Genomic DNA, 16757 nt, shown 5'->3' on the forward strand with positions numbered 1-16757 from the left:
TCTCCCCCGTGGAAGTATCTCGATATCGAGATACCTCACGGCAGCCTGCCCTCTCCACCCTCTCGACGTCAAGATATTTCGGTGGTTCAGGAACGGACCATGCGGGCGACGGCCCGGGACGCCTCCTCGACCTTGTCGCGCGCCTTGTCCCCGCCCTCGGCGATGGCGTCGGCGACGCAGGTGTGCAGGTGGTCCTCCAGCATGGTCAGCCCGAAGGACTGCAGGGCCTTGGTGGCGGCGCCGACCTGGGTGAGGACGTCGATGCAGTACGTCCCCTCCTCCACCATGCGCTGCAGTCCGCGCACTTGGCCTTCGATGCGGCGCAGCCTCTTGAGGACGTCGTCCTTGTGTGCGGTGTAACCGGGCACGGTGATCCCCTTCCCTTCCGCCTGGCCTTCCTACCCCTTCGGGGTATGTGCCCCCCACGGTCGCGTCAGTGGGAGTGCCCGCCGGGCTCCTCCGCCGCCGGGCTCGGCGCGGACGGGGCCGGGCTCGCCGCCGGGTCCGCGGCCGACTGCGCTCCGCCCGCGTTGACCGTGAAGGCCGCCGTGCGGACCTTGCCCTCGTGCTGGAAGTCCAGGAAGAGCCGGTAGGTTCCCGCGCTCGGGGCGGTCGCGGTGAAGGAGACGTCCGGGCCGGGGCCGCCCTCGTTGGGGTGGACGTGCAGGTAGGCGAGGTCCCCGTCGCGCAGGGCGACGAGGTGGCCGTACGCGCCCAGGTAGGGCTCGAGGTTCGTGACGGGCCTGCCGTCCTTGCTGACCGTGAGCTTGAGCTCGCCCGCCTTGCCGGGGTCGAGGGTGCCGCCGAGGGCGACCTGGTAGCCGTCCACCTCCGCCGTGTTCGCGGCCGGGGGCACCGGGTTCGGCGCGTACGCCCCGGGGACCGACAGGTCCGCGCCGAGGGTGACGTTCTTCGCGCCCGCCGCGGCGGGGGCGAAGTCGGCGAAGGCCTTGTACGCGCCGGGCGCGGGCAGGTCCACCGGCGCCGACCAGGTGCCGTCCGCCGCGCGCACCGGGTGCAGGTGGCGGTAGACCGTGAGGTCGCGCGAGGCCACGATGAAGTGCAGTTCCTTGCCGTGCTCGGTCTTGTACGAGGTCACCTTGCGGCCCTGCGCGTCCTTGACCGAGAACCTCAGCTCGCCCTGGCCCGCCGCGATCCGCGGGGTGTCCAGGGTGAGCGTGTAGCCGCCCTCGGAGACCTGGAGCCCGCCGGCCGCCGGGCCCTGGGCCGCCGCCTGGTCATGACCCCCGTGACCCGCCGGCGCGGAGGCCCCGGCGGACGCCCCGGCCGACGGCCGGCCCGCGTGACTCGCGTGTTCCGGCTTGGCCGGCGCGCCCACGGGGCCCACGCCCACCCCGGCCCCGTAAGCGGTGCCGAAGGTCGCCGCCAGTGCGGCGGCGAAAACGGTGATCTTCACTCCGGTGTTCATGGCTGCTCTCCCCTACGACGTACGTACCCCTGCCGCATCCAGCGGTTTCATGGCCACACCATACCCCCCAGGGGTATCAAGTCAAGCTGGAGGAACACTTGCGAGCAGATACCTCAGGGGGGTATATCTGGAGCCAGGCCGGATACCCCCACCGGGTATCTGCACCACCGAGGTCCGATCAAGGAGAAACCCATGTCTTCCTGCTGCACCCCCGACGGCAGCTGCGGTACGAACGCCGGCGAGACGACGACCGCCGTGGCCGTCGTCGACACCACCGCCACCGTCTACCGCGTGACCGGCATGTCCTGCGGACACTGCCGGACCGCCATCACCGCGTCCGTCGGCGCGCTCGACGGGGTCCTCTCCGTCGACGTGGACGTCGACGGCGGCGTGGTCACCGTGACCACCGCCGGCGAGCCCGACGACGCCGCGATCACCGCGGCCGTGGACGACGCCGGCTACGAGCTGACCGGCCGGGTCTGACACCCGGCCCGTCCCCGACCCACCCGGCCGCCGGGGCCCCGTCCGCCCACCGGGCCCCGGCCCCCACCCCGCGCTCGAACGAGGAGCAGCACTCATGACCACCATCACTCCCGGCGCCGCCCAGGTCGAGCTCGCCATCGGCGGCATGACCTGCGCCTCCTGCGCGGCACGCATCGAGAAGAAGCTCAACCGCATGGACGGTGTCGAGGCCACCGTCAATTACGCCACCGAGAAGGCCAAGGTCACCTTCGACGCCGACATCTCCGTCGCGGACCTGATCGCCACCGTCGAGGCCACCGGCTACACCGCGCAGGAGCCGGCGCCGCCGCGGACCGGCGGCGCGCCCGGCGACGGGGCGGAGCAGGCGGAGCCGGACGAACTCGGCCCGCTGCGGCAGCGGCTCGTCGCCGCCGTCTCCCTCGCCCTGCCGGTCATCGCGATGGCGATGGTCCCGGCCCTCCAGATCGACTACTGGCAGTGGCTCTCGCTGACCCTGGCCGCGCCCGTCGTCACGTACGCGGCCTGGCCCTTCCACCGCGCCGCCTGGACCAACGCCAAGCACGGCGCGGCCACCATGGACACCCTGATCTCGGTGGGCACGATCGCCGCGTTCCTGTGGTCGCTGTGGGCGCTGTTCCTCGGCACCGCCGGCACACCGGGCATGACCCACGCCTTCGAGTTCACCATCGCCCGCACCGACGGCGCGGGGAACATCTACTTGGAGGCCGCCGCCGGCGTCACCGCCTTCATCCTGGCCGGCCGGTACTTCGAGGCCAAGTCCAAGCGCAAGGCCGGCGCCGCCCTCAAGGCGCTGCTGGAACTGGGCGCCAAGGAGGTCACGGTGCTGCGCGGGGGCCACGAAGTCACCGTGCCCACCGCCGACTTGCAGGTCGGCGACCGCTTCCTGGTCCGTCCCGGCGAGAAGATCGCCACCGACGGCACGGTCGTGGAGGGCTCCTCCGCTGTCGACGCCTCCATGCTCACCGGCGAGTCCGTGCCCGTAGAGGTCTCCGTCGGCGACTCCGTCACCGGCGCCACCCTCAACGCCGGGGGCCGCCTCGTCGTCGAGGCCACCCGGGTCGGCTCCGACACCCAGCTCGCCCGGATGGCCCGGCTGGTGGAGGACGCCCAGAACGGCAAGGCCGCGGCCCAGCGGCTCGCCGACAGGATCTCCGCGGTCTTCGTCCCCATCGTCATCGGGCTGGCCCTGGCCACCCTGGGCTTCTGGCTCGGCACCGGATCGGGCCTCGCGGCCGCCTTCACCGCCGCCGTCGCCGTACTGATCATCGCCTGCCCCTGCGCCCTGGGCCTGGCCACCCCCACCGCCCTCATGGTCGGCACCGGCCGCGGCGCCCAGCTCGGCATCCTCATCAAGGGCCCCGAGGTCCTGGAGACCACCCGCAAGGTCGACACCATCGTCCTGGACAAGACCGGAACCGTCACCACCGGCCAGATGACCCTGCTCCACGTGCACACCGCCGACACCACCGACGAGGCCGAGGTGCTGCGCCTGGCGGGAGCCCTGGAGCACGCCTCCGAGCACCCCATCGCCCAGGCCGTCGCCGCCGGCGCCGCCGCGAAGGTCGGCAGGCTCCCCGCCCCCGAGGACTTCGCCAACATCCCCGGTCTCGGCGTACAGGGCGTCGTCGAGGGGCACGCCGTGCTCGTCGGCCGCGGCAAGCTGCTCGCCGAGTGGGCGATGGAACTGCCCCCGCACCTGGAGCGCGCCAAGGCCGCCGCGGAGGCCGCCGGCCGCACCGCGATCGCCGTGGCCTGGGACGGTGAGGCCCGCGCGGTCCTGGAGGTCGCGGACGCGGTCAAGGACACCAGCGCCGAGGCGATCCGCCGGCTGCGCGCCCTCGGCCTCACCCCGATCCTGCTGACCGGCGACAACAAGGCCGTCGCCGAGTCCGTCGCCGCCGAGGTCGGCATCGACGAGGTCATCGCCGAGGTCATGCCGCAGGACAAGGTCGACGTCGTCAAGCGGCTGCAGTCCGAGGGCCGCAGCGTCGCGATGGTCGGCGACGGGGTCAACGACGCGGCCGCGCTCGCCCAGGCCGACCTGGGCCTGGCCATGGGCACCGGCACCGACGCGGCCATCGAGGCCGGCGACCTGACCCTCGTACGGGGCGACCTGCGGGCGGCGGCCGACGCCATCCGGCTCGCCCGCAAGACGCTCGGCACCATCCGCTCGAACCTGTTCTGGGCCTTCGCCTACAACGTGGCCGCCCTGCCGCTCGCCGCGGCCGGCCTGCTCAACCCGATGATCGCCGGAGCGGCCATGGCCTTCTCCTCGGTCTTCGTCGTCGGCAACAGCCTGCGTCTGCGCGGCTTCCGGGCCGCCTCCAACTGAGGAGCCCCCGTGGCCGGTTACGTAGAACACAAGGAAGACGTCATCCGACGGCTGCGGCGGATCGAGGGCCAGGTCCGCGGCGTGCAGCGGATGGTCGCCGAGGACGTCTACTGCATCGACGTGCTCACCCAGGTGTCCGCGATCAACGCCGCGCTCCAGTCCTGCGCCGTCACCCTGCTCGACGAGCACCTCAGCTGCTGCGTCACCGAGGCGATCGCGCAGGGCGGGGACCGGGCGAGGGTCAAGGTCGGCGAGGCCACCAAGGCCATCGCCCGCCTGATCCGCACGTAGCACCCGCCGATCCGTACGCAGCACCGCCCGCGGACCCCGTCCGGCCCCGCTCCCGCTGCCCCTCCACCCGCACCGCGCGGTGGAGGGGCAGCCGGCGTTTGCGCGCCCCGCGTACCGGGCCGGGGTATGCCCCCGCGGGCGGGGCGGGCCGTACGATGAGCCGCTCGCGAGGGGGAGGGCCGAGAGGGATGCGCGTACGCCGGCTGGGAGAGCTGGAGGCCGAGATCATGGACCGGGTGTGGCAGTGGGAACGCCCCGCCTCGGTCCGCGAGATCGTCGACGACATAAACCGGGGCCGCAAGGTCGCCTACACCACCGTCATGACCGTGGCCGACATCCTGTACCGCAAGGGCTGGCTGAGCCGCGAGAAATCGGGGCGGGCCTGGATGTACCAGGCGGTGCGCAGCCGCGAGGAGTACACCGCGGCGCTGATGCAGGACGCGCTCGGCGACAGCCAGGACCGCAGGGCCACGCTGCTGCGGTTCGTGGAGCGCATGTCCCACGAGGACGTGGAGGCGCTGGACGAGGCCCTGCGCGCCGCCCGCCCCGACCGCCCGGCGGACGGGCACGGCCGGTGAACCACCACGTCCTGCCACCCCTCGGACTCGCCCTGATCACCGGTCTGGTGCTCCCGTGGCTGCTGGTCCGCGCCCGCTGGGCCCAGCAGGTGCCCCGCCTGGGCCTGGCCGCGTGGATCGCCTGCGGCGCCGCCTTCGCGCTGTCGACGGCCCTCCTCCCGGCGCAGCTGTTACTCCCCCCGCAGACCAGCCACCGGCTCATCGACGCGGTCATGACCCTGACCCCGCCCTCCCCCGGCCGGCTGGCGGCCGCGACGGCCCGCGAGGCCCTCGCCGCCGCCGCGGCGCTCGCGGTCCTGGCGGTGCCGGGCACCGGATTCGTACGGGAACTCGTGCGGGCGCGCCGGGCCCGCACCCGGCACGCCGAACTGCTGCGCCTGGTCGGCCGGTACGACGCCCGGCTGGGCGCGACCGTACTGGACGACGCGCGCCCGGCGGTGTACTGCCTGCCGGGGCGTTCGCGACGGGTCGTGGTCTCGTCGGGGGCCGTGGAGGTCCTGACGGAACAGGAGCTGGCCGCGGCGCTCGCCCACGAGCGGGCCCACATCGGCGGCCGCCACCATCTGCTGGTCGCGGCGGCCGGGGCGTACTCGGCGGTCTTCCGCCGGCTGCCGCTGGCCCGGATCGGCGGGCGAACGGTCCCGCTGCTGCTGGAGATGGCCGCCGACGACCGTGCGCTGCGCGGCTGTTCCAGCAACGCGCTGGCCACGGCGCTGTACGCGCTGGCGTCGGGGCACGCGCCCCGCAGGGCCTTCGCGGCGGGCGGTCCGTCGGCGGCGGTGCGGATGCGCCGCATCCTGGGCCCGCGCCGGGCGGGCCGCCCGGTGCTGCGCGGGCTGTTCGCGGTGGTCGCGGCGGTGTCCGCCGTCGTTCCGCTGGTGATCGCCTGTTGTTGGACCTCCTGATAGCGGATCCCTCTCCTCCCCCAACCCGGTTATTTACTAAGCCAATTCGTAGATTTCCCGCCGCCCCCAACCACTCGAATTGCCCGCTATTCTGGGCGCGTGCGGGCTCAGGACCGGTACGGCGAGAGGTGCGGGAAGAATGCTGCTGGCTGACGTGCGGACGGCAGCGCCCGGTGACGCGACGGCGATTTCCCGGCTCCTCGCCGAAGCGATTCGCGACGGCTACGGCAAGGCCCTCGGCGAAATCCGGGTGGGCCGACTGGTGTCGGACCATTGCGCCCTGCCCCGCATTAGAGCGGAAATTGAAATTCCCGGCGGGGCGCCCGCCTGGCTGGGCTGGCTGGTCGCGGCCGACGCCGACGGCGCCGTCGTGGGAGCGGCCTCGGGCGGCGTGCCGGTCGCCTCCGAGGGCGAGGTCTACGCCCTGTGCGTGACTCCGGCCCGCCGGCGGGAGGGCATCGGCACGGCCCTGCTGGAGGCGGCGAGCAGCCGGATGCGGGAGCACGGGGCGACGTCCCAGCGGATCACCCTGCCCGTCGAACAGGCCCCGGCGCTCCCGTTCTTCGCCCGGCACGGCTTCGACGAGCTCACACCGGTACGGTTCGGCCGCGCGCTCTGACGGCCGCCGCCCGGCCCCTCCTGCCCGGCCCCTCCTGCCCGGCCCCTCCTGCCCGGCGCAGCGTGGCAGATCCACGCCATCGCGTGTTCACGCAGCCCGTCGCTCTGGCCCAAGTCCTCCTCCGCAGGCCAGGATTTCACCAGCGGCGCGGTCCCGGCGGCACGGGAGCCCCGCCCGGACGGTTGGACCGAGCGAGCCCCTGGAGGAGCGATGCACACACCGAGCGGCACTTCCCTGCCCGTCCTGCCGGCCGTGCCCGCCCCGTTCACACCGGCCCCGCCATCCGCGCACGCGGGCCCCGGTGTTGGCGTCGGTGTCGCCGTGGCGCACGGCGGATCCGCCCTCCTGCCTCCCGCCGGCTTCCTGCCCGGCCTGGAGTCGGCGGCGCCCGCCGACGAGGACGCGCTCTGGCTCCAGGACGCGCTGCTGGGCCCGCACAGCGCGGACATCGTCCGCTACCTGAGCCTCGCGAGGCGCTGCGGCGGCCCGGTCCTGGACCTGGGCTGCGGTGCGGGGCGGCTCGCCGTGCCGTTCGCCCGCCACGGCTTCCACGTCGAGGCGGTGGACCGGGACGCCGCGGGCCTGGAGCGGCTGCGGGCCTGGGGCCGGCGGATCGGGCCCCAGGTGTCGGGCCGTCTGGTCACCACCCGGGCCGATCTGGCGGAGCTGCGGCTGCGGGGCTCGTACCGGCTGGCCCTGCTGGCCGGGACGATGATCGCGGCCGTACCGCCCCACGCCCGCCCCGGGCTGCTGCGCGAGATCGCCGGGCACCTGGAGCCGGGCGGCGTGCTGGCCCTCGACTACACGGCGCACCGGCTGCGTGGGCTGTCGCAGGAGCCGCGGCGCACCTGGGCGTTCCAGGTCCCCCGCTTCGACGGCGTCGAGGAGTGGACCGTGGCCCGCCAGGTCTTCGACCTGGACGACATGAGCGAGCACATCACCTACCACTCGGTCCGCACGGGCAAGCTGAGCACCGGGCGGGTCACCCGGACCACCCACAAGTGGATCATCGACCCGGAGCGGCTCGCCGCCGAACTGGGGGCGGCGGGCCTGCGCGTGGAGCGCCGGCGCGGCCACCGACTCGACGAGCGGACCGAGAGCGTCCTGCTCATCTGCCGGGCCGGGGACTGACGCCCCCGCCCGCCCTCCCGCCTTCCCACCACCCGCTCCACGAGGCCGGGCAAGAGGTACGATGCCCACAAAGGTTTGAGTGGACCAGATCGCGGATGGTGGCGAAGTGATGGCTGTCGTGGAGGAGTCGACCGGCCGCGAGGCGGTGATCCAGCGCCTCCGCGACGTGGGGCTGCGCGTCACCGGGCCCCGGCTCGAGGTACTGCAGGTACTGGCCGCGGGCGGCCACATGGACGTCGAGTCGATCACGGCCGCCGCCCGCGAGCGGCTCGGGACCCTGACCAGCCAGGCCGTGTACGAGATGCTGCGGCACTTCCTGGAGACCGGACTGGCCTCGAAGTTCGACCGCCCCGGACTGCCCGCCGTCTTCGAGATCTCCGGCCCCGCGCACCAGCACGCGCTGTGCCTGCGCTGCGGCCGGGTGGAGAACGTCCAGGCCGAGGTGGCCGAGCCGGCCGGCGAGGCGATCGGCGCGTGGCGGATGGGCGACGCCGAGGTCACCTTCAAGGGGCTGTGCCCCGACTGCCTGCGCGCCTCGCAGGACACCCCCTAGCCCGGACACCCCCTGCCGCCGTCTCCCCACAGCCGTACGGGAGTTGGGCCCGCGCCGGACTCCGGGCCGCCCCGGCGGCACCCCGTCCGGGCCGGCCGGAAGCCCGGGCGCGCACTTCAGGGGCACCTTGTGACGCCCGTCACATCCCGTTCGAGGGGGCGGGAGCCCTCCCATAGGTATGTGCCAAAGTGTGACTGTCGATTCGTAAGATGAGGGGGTCGCTTCGCGATGGCAACGGGCGACGGCAGGGACGGCATCCAGTCCGCCGACAGGGTGCTGGCCTTCTATCAGGAGCTGCGCCTGCGCGGGGTGTCCGACCTGAACGAGGTCTTCCGGGAGCTCGGACTCGCGCCCGAGGAGTACGAGAAGTGGCGCGCGGAGCTGACCTCCCTCGGCCTCATCGTGCCGACGGGCACCACCCACGCCACCCGCGCCGACCTCCAGTCCGGCGCCTGGGAGCCGGGCCCGGACGCGGTCACCGTGGTCGACCCCGAGATCGCCCTGCTGCGGATGCTCCAGCGCGAACGCGAGCGGCTGCGCGAGCACCTGGACGAGTCCGACCGGGCCTACAGCGCGCTGGAGACCCTGGTCGGAAGGTTCCTGAGGCCCGGTTCGCTCAACGGTTCCGACGTCGAGGTGGAGATCCTCGACGACTACGGCCGGATCCAGCAGGTGCTGGAGGACATCACGGACGTCATCCGGCACGATCTGACGTCGATGCACGTCACGGCGCTGGTCCGGGAGGTGGCGGACCGGGTGCTCAGCCGCGACCGCCGGCAGATCGACAACGGGGTGCGCATCCGCGCCATCTACCACCAGCGGATCACCACCTCGCCGGAGGCCGTGGAGATGCTCCGCCGCCGGGTCGAGGCCGGTGTCGAGATACGCCTGTCCCCCGCCGTCCCGATGAACATGATCATCGCGGACCAGCAGTTCGCGGTGCTGCCCGTCCACCCCGACGACCGGTCGGCCGGCGCCATCCTCGCCCGCGGTCCCGCCCTGGTCCGCTCCTACCTCGCCCTGTACGAGCACTGCTGGCACGCGGCCACCCCGTACGGCGACGACGTCGCACCGGAACTCGGCGGGGACGGGCTTTCCGAACAGCAGCGGGCCGCCCTGAAAATGCTCGCCTCGGGCATGAAGGACGAGAAAGTCGCGCGGAATCTCGGAGTTTCCCTGCGGACGGTGAGCCGCATGCTGTCCGAGCTGATGCAGGAAATGGGAGCATCGAGCCGTTTCGAGGCCGGTGTACGCGCACAGCGGCTCGGCTGGCTGGACTGATTCACCGCTCGCGGGCGAGTGAAATACTGCCGCAATACTCCGGTCGCCCCGAATGCGGCGGGACCGGGAGAACGCAAAAGCCCCGCGACCGCCCGAAGGCGGTCGCGGGGCTTCATCCGCGGTGCAGGCCAGGCCGTTCAGTCCCAGCCGTTGTCGCCCGAGCGGGACGGCGCCTGGGCGACGGCCGTGGTACAGAGCGGGCGGGCGGGGGCGGTGTGACGGGCGTTCCCGTGGATTGCGGTGGTGTGCACAGCGGACATGATTCCTCCAGGGAGTTGGAATATCGATTCCGTCTCCGCGGATCCGTGCCGCCGGTATTCCGTCGAAGACATCTCTATTCTCATATGGATTCCGCGACCGGGCCAGTTTCCTGTAGCGCGTTTGAGGCGGATCTGGAGTTCATACACACGTTACACCTGCGCATCTTTGGTCAAGTCAAAAGAGCTGTTAGGGTGGCCTTCCGGCCTTCTCGACCCTCCAGGGGAGAGGCGTCGGCGAGGCAGGAGCGTGCCGCCGCTCCTGCCTCACTCATGTCCGCGCCGCCCTTCTCCTCGCGCAGCACGTCCCGGTAGACCTCCAGGGTCCGGGCGGCCGCGGCCTGCCAGCTCATCTCCCGGGCGTGGCACACCGCCGCCCGCCCCATCAGGGCGGCCTCCTGCGGGTGCTGCGCGAACCAGCGCAGCCGCCGGGCGTACTCCACCGGATCGTTGCCGGGTACGAGCAGGCCCGTCACCCCGTCCCGCACGGCGGTCGGCAGCCCGCCGACCGCCGAGGCCAGGACCGGGGTCCCGCAGGCCTGGGCCTCCAGTGCGACCAGGCCGAAGGACTCGCTGCGCGAGGGCACCATCAGGACGTCCGCCGCCCGGTACCACTGCGCCAGCTCCGACTGCGGCACCGGCGGGTAGTGGCGCAGTACGTCCGACACCCCGAGCTCGCGGGCCAGTTCCCAGGCCTCGCCGCGCGGTCCGGCGCCCGAGTTCCCGCCCACCACCGGGACGATGATCCGCCGGCGCAGCCCCGGAACCTCCCTCAGCAGTTCGGCGATCGCCCGCACCATCACGTCGGGGCCCTTGAGGGGCTGGATGCGGCCCGCGTACAGGGGGACGAAGGCGTCGGCCGGCAGCCCGAGCCGGGCCCGGGCCGCCGCCCGCCCCCGGCCGGGCCCGAAGGTGCGCAGGTCGACACCCGGCCGGACGATCTCCGTGCGCCGCGCGTCGGCCCCGTACAACTCCCGCAGCGCCCGCGCCTCGTCGCCGGTGTTCGCGATCAGCCGGTCGGCGGAGCCGACCACCTGGTGCTCGCCGCGGATCCGCAGCTCGGGCTCGGGGGTGTCCCCGGCGGCGAGGGCCTCGTTCTTGACCCGGGCCAGGGTGTGGGCGGTGTGCACGAGCGGGATCCGCCAGCCGGCGGCGGCGATCCGGCCGGCCTGCCCGGAGAGCCAGTAGTGCGAGTGGACCAGGTCGTAGCGCCGCTCCTCCTTGAGCAGCGCCAGCGAGAACGGCACCACCAGGGCGGGCATGTCCTCCTTGGGCAGGGCCGCGCGCGGGCCGGCCTCCAGGTGGCGCACCCGCACGCCGGGGCCGAGGTCCGCCCGGGAGGGGCGGGCCTCGCCCCGGCAGCGGGTGAACAGGTCGACCTCGACTCCCTGTTCGGCGAGGGCCCGGGACAGCTGGACCATGTAGACGTTCATGCCGCCCGCGTCCCCGGTGCCGGGCTGGTGCAGCGGCGAGGTGTGGACACTGAGCATGGCGACGCGCAGGGACACGTGGAGCTCCTACGGTGAGGGGCCGCGTCCGCCCTGCGCCGCCGGGCGACCGGCGCGCGGTCACGCGGCGAAGAAGGGATTCTGTCGTCTTGCTGTCGTGCGGGAAGTGCGGGTCGTGCGGGTCGTGCGGGCGCGCGACGGCTAGAAGCCGAACACCGGCCCCGAGGGCGGCGCCAGCCGGGTGCCCGGCGCGGGCGCGACGAGGGCCGCGGGAGAGACCGGCCCCCCGGGTTCCGCCTTGAGCGCGGCGGCCAGCCGGTCCGCGCCCTCCGGCATCACCGGCCGGGCCCAGGCGCCGAGCGCGCGGGCCACGGCCAGTTGCGCCGCCAGCACCGGCAGGTGGCGGCCGTCGGCGGTGGGGCGGTGTGCCTCGTGCGCGTTGACATGGCCGAAGTCGGCCACCGAGCGCACCATTTCGTCGAGCAGGGCGACCGCCCTGCGCGGGTCGAACGCCTCCGGCGAGTAGGCCTCGCGCAGGTCCTCCACCCCGCGCAGCAGCCGCCGCTCCAGCACCTCCCAGCCGGTGCCGCCGGGCAGGGCCGCCGGGGCCCGTCCCGCGCACTCCTCGCGCACGGCGCCGAAGAGCCGGGCGAGCCAGTTGTTCCAGCTCTCGTCCAGCTCCCGGCGGGCCGCGGCGAGCCGGTCGGCGTGGAAGGCCGTACGGCGGCCCAGCGGGCGGGCCTGCAGGACGTGCCGGCGCAGGGTGTCCGATCCGTACTCGGTGATCAGGTCCAGCGCCCAGGCCTTCTGCCCGGAGCCCCAGACCAGCGCCTCGTCCTCGATCACGTACGCCTCGTTGACGCAGAAGTGCTGCGGCAGCTTGACCCCCTGGGCGAACAGCAGGACCGGCAGCAGCACCGCGTGGCAGAAGGCGTGGCCGAAGCCGCAGAAGTGGATGGCCCGTTCGGGCAGCGGGTGGTCGCCGTGGCCGAAGAGGTGCATGGCGGCCGCCTCGAAGCAGCCGTCGATGCGGTGCTCGGGGAAGCCGTCGACGGGGACGGGCAGTCCCCACTCGGCGGGGTGGGACACCGCGATGTCCGGCAGGCCGTCCTCGACGAGCGACTCGCACAGCGCGGCCAGCCGCGGCGGCATGCCGGTGCCGGCCCAGTACTCGGCGAGGGCGTCGCGGTGCGGCTCGAGCGGGATGTAGAGGCGCCGGCAGCGGCGGGGCAGGGCCGGGGAGGCGCACTGGGCGCAGCGCGGCTCCAGCAGGTCGCCGCCGTCGTTGGGGCGGGCGCACTCGTGGCACATCCCGCCGTCGCTGACCGCCGCGCAGTGCGGGCAGGTCCCGGTGACGTGGGCTCCGTGGAGCCAGCGGCCGCAGGGTTCGCAGTACGGCGTCAGGCGGGTGCGGGCCGCGATGACCCCGTCCGCGTGCAGCCGCCGGAAGAGGTCCGCCAGCCAGCGCGCGTAGCCCTTGTCCTGGCGGGGGCGCACGATGTGGTCGAACTCGACGCCCGAGCGCAGCCAGTCCGACGTGATCGCGGCGCGGTATCCCTCGGCGACCTCCTCCGGCTTGCGGCCGGCGCGGAGCGCGCGGACGTGGACGGAGCTGGTGTGGTCCGCGGTGCCGGTGGTGAACCGGACGGGTTCGCCCTCGGCTCTCAGGTACCGGGCCAGCACATCGGCGGCGACGTACGGTCCCGCCAGGTGGCCGACGTGCAGTTCGCCGTGGGTGGCCGGCGGGGTCGCGGTGATCCAGACGGGGGTGCTCATGGGACCTCCTTGACGCTGTGGTGCGAGGACGCAGCGAGGCTCGGAACGGAACGGATGGGGTGCCCAGCAAAGCCTGACAGAGAAACGAACCGCGCGGTCTGGTATCTGCTTGCGCATTCGCGCCGTTGCGTGGACACGCCAGGAGGGTCCGGGCCGGGGCCCTTGGCGCGCCCTCAGGCTGCGCAGTCGGCCGGTACGCCCATCCCCCGGACCACCTCGGTCCACAGCTCGTGCGTGGCCAGCGCCCACAGCGCGAGCGCGTCGCGGTCCGACGGCCGCTCCAGCTGACGGGCCAGCAGGGCCCGCACCCGGTCGGGCCGGACCTGTCCGGCCCGCGCGAGCCGCTCCGGCGACAGCAGCTCCCGTACCGGTTCCAGCAGCGGGCCGCCGGGGGCCAGCATCGCGGTGACCGGCAGGGCGAACGGCTGCCGGGGCCGGTTCAGCACCGCCTTCGGCAGCAGCTCGCGCCCCGCCCCGGCGAGGGCCCGCCGGTCCTGCAGGGAGCGGGGCGGGGCGGCCCGGGCGTGCGCGGCGACGGAAGGCCGGCAGAACGGCATCCTGGCCTCGACGGCCGAGGCCATGCCCAGGTGGTCGATGCGGCGCAGGTGGCGGGCGGGCAGCCGCCAGCGGGTCTCGAAGGCGGTGATCGCGGCGAGCCGGTCGCAGCCCGCCGAGCGCAGCTCCCGCTCGACGCGGTCGGCGGCCGAGCCCTCCTCGGCGATGAAGGCGCGGTAGGCGGGCGTGTACAGGTGCTCGCGGAGCATCCGGGGCGCGGCGGACAGCGCGGCGGTGTAGGCGGCGGCCCAGTCGGCGCCGTCGGCTGCCGCGGCCGCGGCCCGCATCCGCGCGGAGGCGCCGAAGAGTTCGTCGGCCCCGTCCCCGGTCAGGGCCACGGTGTAGCCGGCCTGCCGGACGGCCCTGAAGAGGGCGTACGTGCTCAGCGCGGCGGGGTCGGCGCTGGGCTGCCCGAGGTGGCGGGTGGTCAGGGTCAGCAGCGACCCCAGCTCGGCCGGGTCCAGGGCGACTTCGTGGTGGACGGTACGGGTGTGCCGGGCGACCGCACGGGCGTGGGCGGCCTCGCAGTCGGGCCATCTGCCCCGGTGGGTGAGGTGGAAGGTGTGCGGGGCGGGCGCCCCGTCCTCCCGGGCGTACTCGGCCGCCAGCGCCGTGACCAGGCCGGAGGCCAGCCCGCCGCTCGTGAGGGCGCACACCGGTACGTCGGCCCGCGCGAGGCGGCGTACCTCGCGGCGCAGCACGTCCCCGGTGTCCGGGCGGGCCGGCTCGGGGTCGCCCGCCCCCGGCTGCCCCGGGGGCAGGCGCCGCAGCACCGGTGCCCGTCCGGGGTGTACGACGGCGGTCGCGCCCGGGGGCAGGACGCTGATGCCCTCCAGCGCGGTCCGCGCGGAGATCGGCGTCACGAGGGCGAGGACGGTGTCGAGGCTGTCCGCGCGCGGGGCGGTGCGCACCCCGTCGAAGGCCAGCAGCGCCGGGATCTCGGACGCGAACCGGAACACCCCGTCCGGGCCCTGGTGGTAGTGCAGGGGCTTGATGCCCATGGGGTCGGCGGCGAGGAGCAGCCGGGGGCTCGCGCGGACGTCGAGGACGGCGACGGCGAACATCCCGTCGAGCCGCCGCGCGAAGTCCGGCCCGTACTCGGCGTACAGCGCGGGCAGCAGGGTGCCGTCGCACAGGTCGGGGAACCGGTGGCCCCGGGCGGCGAGTTCGCGCCGCAGCTCGGCATGGTTGTAGATCTCGCCGTTGAGGACGGCCGTGATCCCCGGCAGGTGGGCCAGCCGGTACGGCTGCTGCCCGCCGCGCGGGTCGGTCACGGCGAGCCGGTCGCAGCCCAGCGACCAGCCCGGCCCGCGCAGCACCTGGTGCTCGTCGGGACCGCCGTGCCGCTGCCGGGCGGAGACCGCCGCGAGCTCGGCCGGGTCGGGGCGGGCCGCCCCGGCCGAGAGAGATCCGAAAATCCTGCACATGCCGGACGCCTCCGCTTCCCCACGCACGCGTGGTTTCCCTCAACGATGTGGAGCGCACAAGTCTTGGAGTGGCGTAGAGGCGACATGTCGCGTGTACGCCAAAGGAGCCGCCTTGCGGCCCACGGCCCCGCCCAACAGGCTGATCACATGGAACACTTCGCGACCGATCGCATAGACCGCAGCGCACCCGAATCCCTGCTGGTCGTGGCCGCGCACCCGGACGACATCGAGTTCTGCGTCAGCGGGACGGTCATGCGGTGGATCGCGCAGGGCACCACCCGGGTGACGTACTGCATCGTCACCGACGGCGGGGCGGGCGGCTACGACGAGCAGCTCCCGCGCCAGGCCATGGGAGACCTGCGCCGCGCCGAACAGGTCCACTCGGCCAAGCGCAGCGGCGTCGACGACGTCCGCTTCCTCGGCTACCCCGACAGCTACGTCGAGGCGAGCGTGGAGCTGCGGCGCGACCTGTGCCGGGTGATCCGGCAGGTCCGCCCGCAGCGCGCCGTCATACCGAGCCCGGAGATCAACTGGTCCCGCGTCGCCGATCTGCACCCCGACCACCGCGCCGTGGGCGACGCCGCCCTGCGGGCCATCTATCCCGAGGCGCGCAATCCGTTCGCGCACCCGACGCTCCTCAAGGAGGAGGGCCTGGAGCCGTGGATCGTGCCGGAGCTGTGGCTGATGACGGGGCCGAACCCGAACCAGTACATCGACGTCACCCCCGTCTTCGACCGCAAGGTCGAGGCCCTGCGCATCCACACCTCGCAGACCGCGCACTTCGACGACCTGGCGGGGCTGTTGCGGGAGTGGCTGGGTGAGCACGCGCGGGCGGCGGGGCTGCCCGTGGGGCGGATGGCGGAGGCCTTCCAGGTCGTGAAGATCGACTGAGCGCTCCGCCCGGGCCGGGTCCCGTTCGCCGTGTGGGGCGGACGGGACCCGGCCCGTGTGCTGTCCGGGGTCACCGGTAGATGAGCAGTTCCCCCTCGGCCGCGCCCGCCAGTTCGTAGCGGGTCGCGACCAGCGGACGGCCGGAGTAGAGGCGGATCAGCGTCGCCGCGTCCCCGCGGAAGCGGGCGGCGGCCCGGCCGGCCACCTCGTTGCCCAGGACCAGCGGTCCCCCGTGGCCGCCGATGTCGGCGACCAGCCGGGGGGTCTCCCGCTTGCGGCTGGCGGTGCGCAGCAGGGGCAGGGCGAGCGGCAGGCTGTCGCCGGCGTACGCCCCGGGCTCCCCGAACGCCTCGCGGACGTCGCCCGCGTGGATCCACTCCCCCAGCGCCACCGCGTCCAGCCTGCCGTCGCCGGCGGCGATGGCCGGGCCGGCCTCGGTGAGGCCGCGCTCCAGCTCGTCCACGATCCGGGGCACCGGCCAGTCCAGGCGCTCGGCCACGTCGGCGGCGTTGGCGGCGGGCAGGAAGACCCCTTCCTCCAGCCGGCCCTCGACGATCCGTACGAGGGCGGCCGCGCAGTGCGCGAGGACGTCCCGGGCGGTCCACCCGGGGCAGGCGGTGCGGAGCCCGTAGGCGGCCTGCGGCGTGCGGCGCAACAGCGGGATCAGCGCGTCCCGTTCGGTGCGCAGCAGCCGGTCCGGGAGCCAGGGGTCGCGCACCTCGGCGACGGCCTCCACGACGGCTTCCACGGTGTCCACGGTGTCCACGGTGTCCACGGCCG

The 16757-nt window shown here is 74.0% G+C and carries 17 protein-coding genes; 10 read left to right on the top strand and 7 right to left on the bottom strand.

What is annotated here, in order from left to right:
- Window positions 1–86: 86 nt before the first annotated feature.
- Both OOK34_RS00970 and OOK34_RS00975 read right to left on the bottom strand, forming a co-directional pair.
- Window positions 87–374 carry a metal-sensitive transcriptional regulator gene (locus OOK34_RS00970; protein ID WP_267036579.1) on the bottom strand — a complete coding sequence of 96 codons (288 nt, stop codon included), beginning with the start codon at window positions 372–374 and terminating at the stop codon, window positions 87–89.
- A 59-nt stretch (window positions 375–433) separates the two neighbouring features.
- The gene (locus tag OOK34_RS00975) at window positions 434–1429 is read right to left on the bottom strand and encodes a hypothetical protein (RefSeq protein ID WP_267031943.1); all 996 of its coding nucleotides are present in this window, start codon (window positions 1427–1429) and stop codon (window positions 434–436) included.
- A gap of 192 nt (window positions 1430–1621) precedes the next feature.
- Here OOK34_RS00975 and OOK34_RS00980 point away from each other — a divergent pair, with 192 nt between their 5' ends.
- The 9 genes from OOK34_RS00980 (at window position 1622) to OOK34_RS01020 (ending at window position 9623) form a co-directional block, all read left to right on the top strand.
- The gene (locus OOK34_RS00980) at window positions 1622–1912 is read left to right on the top strand and encodes a heavy-metal-associated domain-containing protein (RefSeq protein WP_267031944.1); all 291 of its coding nucleotides are present in this window, start codon (window positions 1622–1624) and stop codon (window positions 1910–1912) included.
- 94 nt (window positions 1913–2006) lie between these two features.
- Window positions 2007–4265: a cation-translocating P-type ATPase gene (locus tag OOK34_RS00985; protein WP_267031945.1), complete on the top strand. Its 2259-nt coding sequence runs from the start codon at window positions 2007–2009 to the stop codon at window positions 4263–4265.
- Window positions 4266–4274: 9 nt separating this feature from the next.
- Window positions 4275–4556 carry a metal-sensitive transcriptional regulator gene (locus OOK34_RS00990; RefSeq protein ID WP_267031946.1) on the top strand — a complete coding sequence of 94 codons (282 nt, stop codon included), beginning with the start codon at window positions 4275–4277 and terminating at the stop codon, window positions 4554–4556.
- 188 nt (window positions 4557–4744) lie between these two features.
- Window positions 4745–5134 carry a BlaI/MecI/CopY family transcriptional regulator gene (locus OOK34_RS00995; RefSeq protein WP_267031947.1) on the top strand — a complete coding sequence of 130 codons (390 nt, stop codon included), beginning with the start codon at window positions 4745–4747 and terminating at the stop codon, window positions 5132–5134.
- The gene (locus OOK34_RS01000) at window positions 5131–6039 is read left to right on the top strand and encodes a M56 family metallopeptidase (protein ID WP_267031948.1); all 909 of its coding nucleotides are present in this window, start codon (window positions 5131–5133) and stop codon (window positions 6037–6039) included. Before OOK34_RS00995 ends, OOK34_RS01000 begins: the two co-directional genes overlap by 4 nt.
- A gap of 139 nt (window positions 6040–6178) precedes the next feature.
- Window positions 6179–6658: a GNAT family N-acetyltransferase gene (locus OOK34_RS01005; RefSeq protein ID WP_267031949.1), complete on the top strand. Its 480-nt coding sequence runs from the start codon at window positions 6179–6181 to the stop codon at window positions 6656–6658.
- Window positions 6659–6868: 210 nt separating this feature from the next.
- On the top strand, window positions 6869–7789 hold the full coding sequence (locus OOK34_RS01010; RefSeq protein WP_267031950.1) for a cyclopropane-fatty-acyl-phospholipid synthase family protein: 921 nt from the start codon (window positions 6869–6871) through the stop codon (window positions 7787–7789).
- Window positions 7790–7898: 109 nt separating this feature from the next.
- Entirely contained in the window at window positions 7899–8342 is a 444-nt protein-coding gene (locus tag OOK34_RS01015) for a Fur family transcriptional regulator (RefSeq protein ID WP_267031951.1), read from the top strand.
- A gap of 228 nt (window positions 8343–8570) precedes the next feature.
- A complete protein-coding gene (locus OOK34_RS01020) occupies window positions 8571–9623 on the top strand; it encodes a helix-turn-helix transcriptional regulator (protein WP_267031952.1) in 1053 nt (350 codons plus the stop codon).
- A gap of 137 nt (window positions 9624–9760) precedes the next feature.
- Here OOK34_RS01020 and OOK34_RS01025 read toward each other — a convergent pair whose 3' ends face one another.
- The 4 genes from OOK34_RS01025 to OOK34_RS01040 all read right to left on the bottom strand — a co-directional run bounded on the left by OOK34_RS01025 (window position 9761) and on the right by OOK34_RS01040 (window position 15086).
- Entirely contained in the window at window positions 9761–9883 is a 123-nt protein-coding gene (locus OOK34_RS01025; RefSeq protein WP_267031953.1) for a hypothetical protein, read from the bottom strand.
- Window positions 9884–10053: 170 nt separating this feature from the next.
- Window positions 10054–11388, bottom strand: coding sequence for a D-inositol-3-phosphate glycosyltransferase (mshA, locus tag OOK34_RS01030; RefSeq protein ID WP_267031954.1), 1335 nt, complete (start codon window positions 11386–11388; stop codon window positions 10054–10056).
- A 141-nt stretch (window positions 11389–11529) separates the two neighbouring features.
- A complete protein-coding gene (locus OOK34_RS01035) occupies window positions 11530–13104 on the bottom strand; it encodes a class I tRNA ligase family protein (protein ID WP_267031955.1) in 1575 nt (524 codons plus the stop codon).
- Window positions 13105–13277: 173 nt separating this feature from the next.
- Window positions 13278–15086 (bottom strand): asparagine synthetase B, encoded by a 1809-nt coding sequence (locus OOK34_RS01040; RefSeq protein WP_267031956.1) that lies wholly within the window; start codon window positions 15084–15086, stop codon window positions 13278–13280.
- Window positions 15087–15233: 147 nt separating this feature from the next.
- On the opposite strand from OOK34_RS01040, the gene OOK34_RS01045 reads away from it, so the two are divergent.
- Window positions 15234–15977 carry a PIG-L deacetylase family protein gene (locus OOK34_RS01045; RefSeq protein ID WP_267031957.1) on the top strand — a complete coding sequence of 248 codons (744 nt, stop codon included), beginning with the start codon at window positions 15234–15236 and terminating at the stop codon, window positions 15975–15977.
- A 70-nt stretch (window positions 15978–16047) separates the two neighbouring features.
- Here OOK34_RS01045 and OOK34_RS01050 read toward each other — a convergent pair whose 3' ends face one another.
- Entirely contained in the window at window positions 16048–16752 is a 705-nt protein-coding gene (locus OOK34_RS01050) for a maleylpyruvate isomerase family mycothiol-dependent enzyme (RefSeq protein WP_267031958.1), read from the bottom strand.
- Window positions 16753–16757 lie beyond the last annotated feature (5 nt).

The organism is Streptomyces sp. NBC_00091, assembly GCF_026343185.1.
GTDB lineage: Bacteria > Actinomycetota > Actinomycetes > Streptomycetales > Streptomycetaceae > Streptomyces.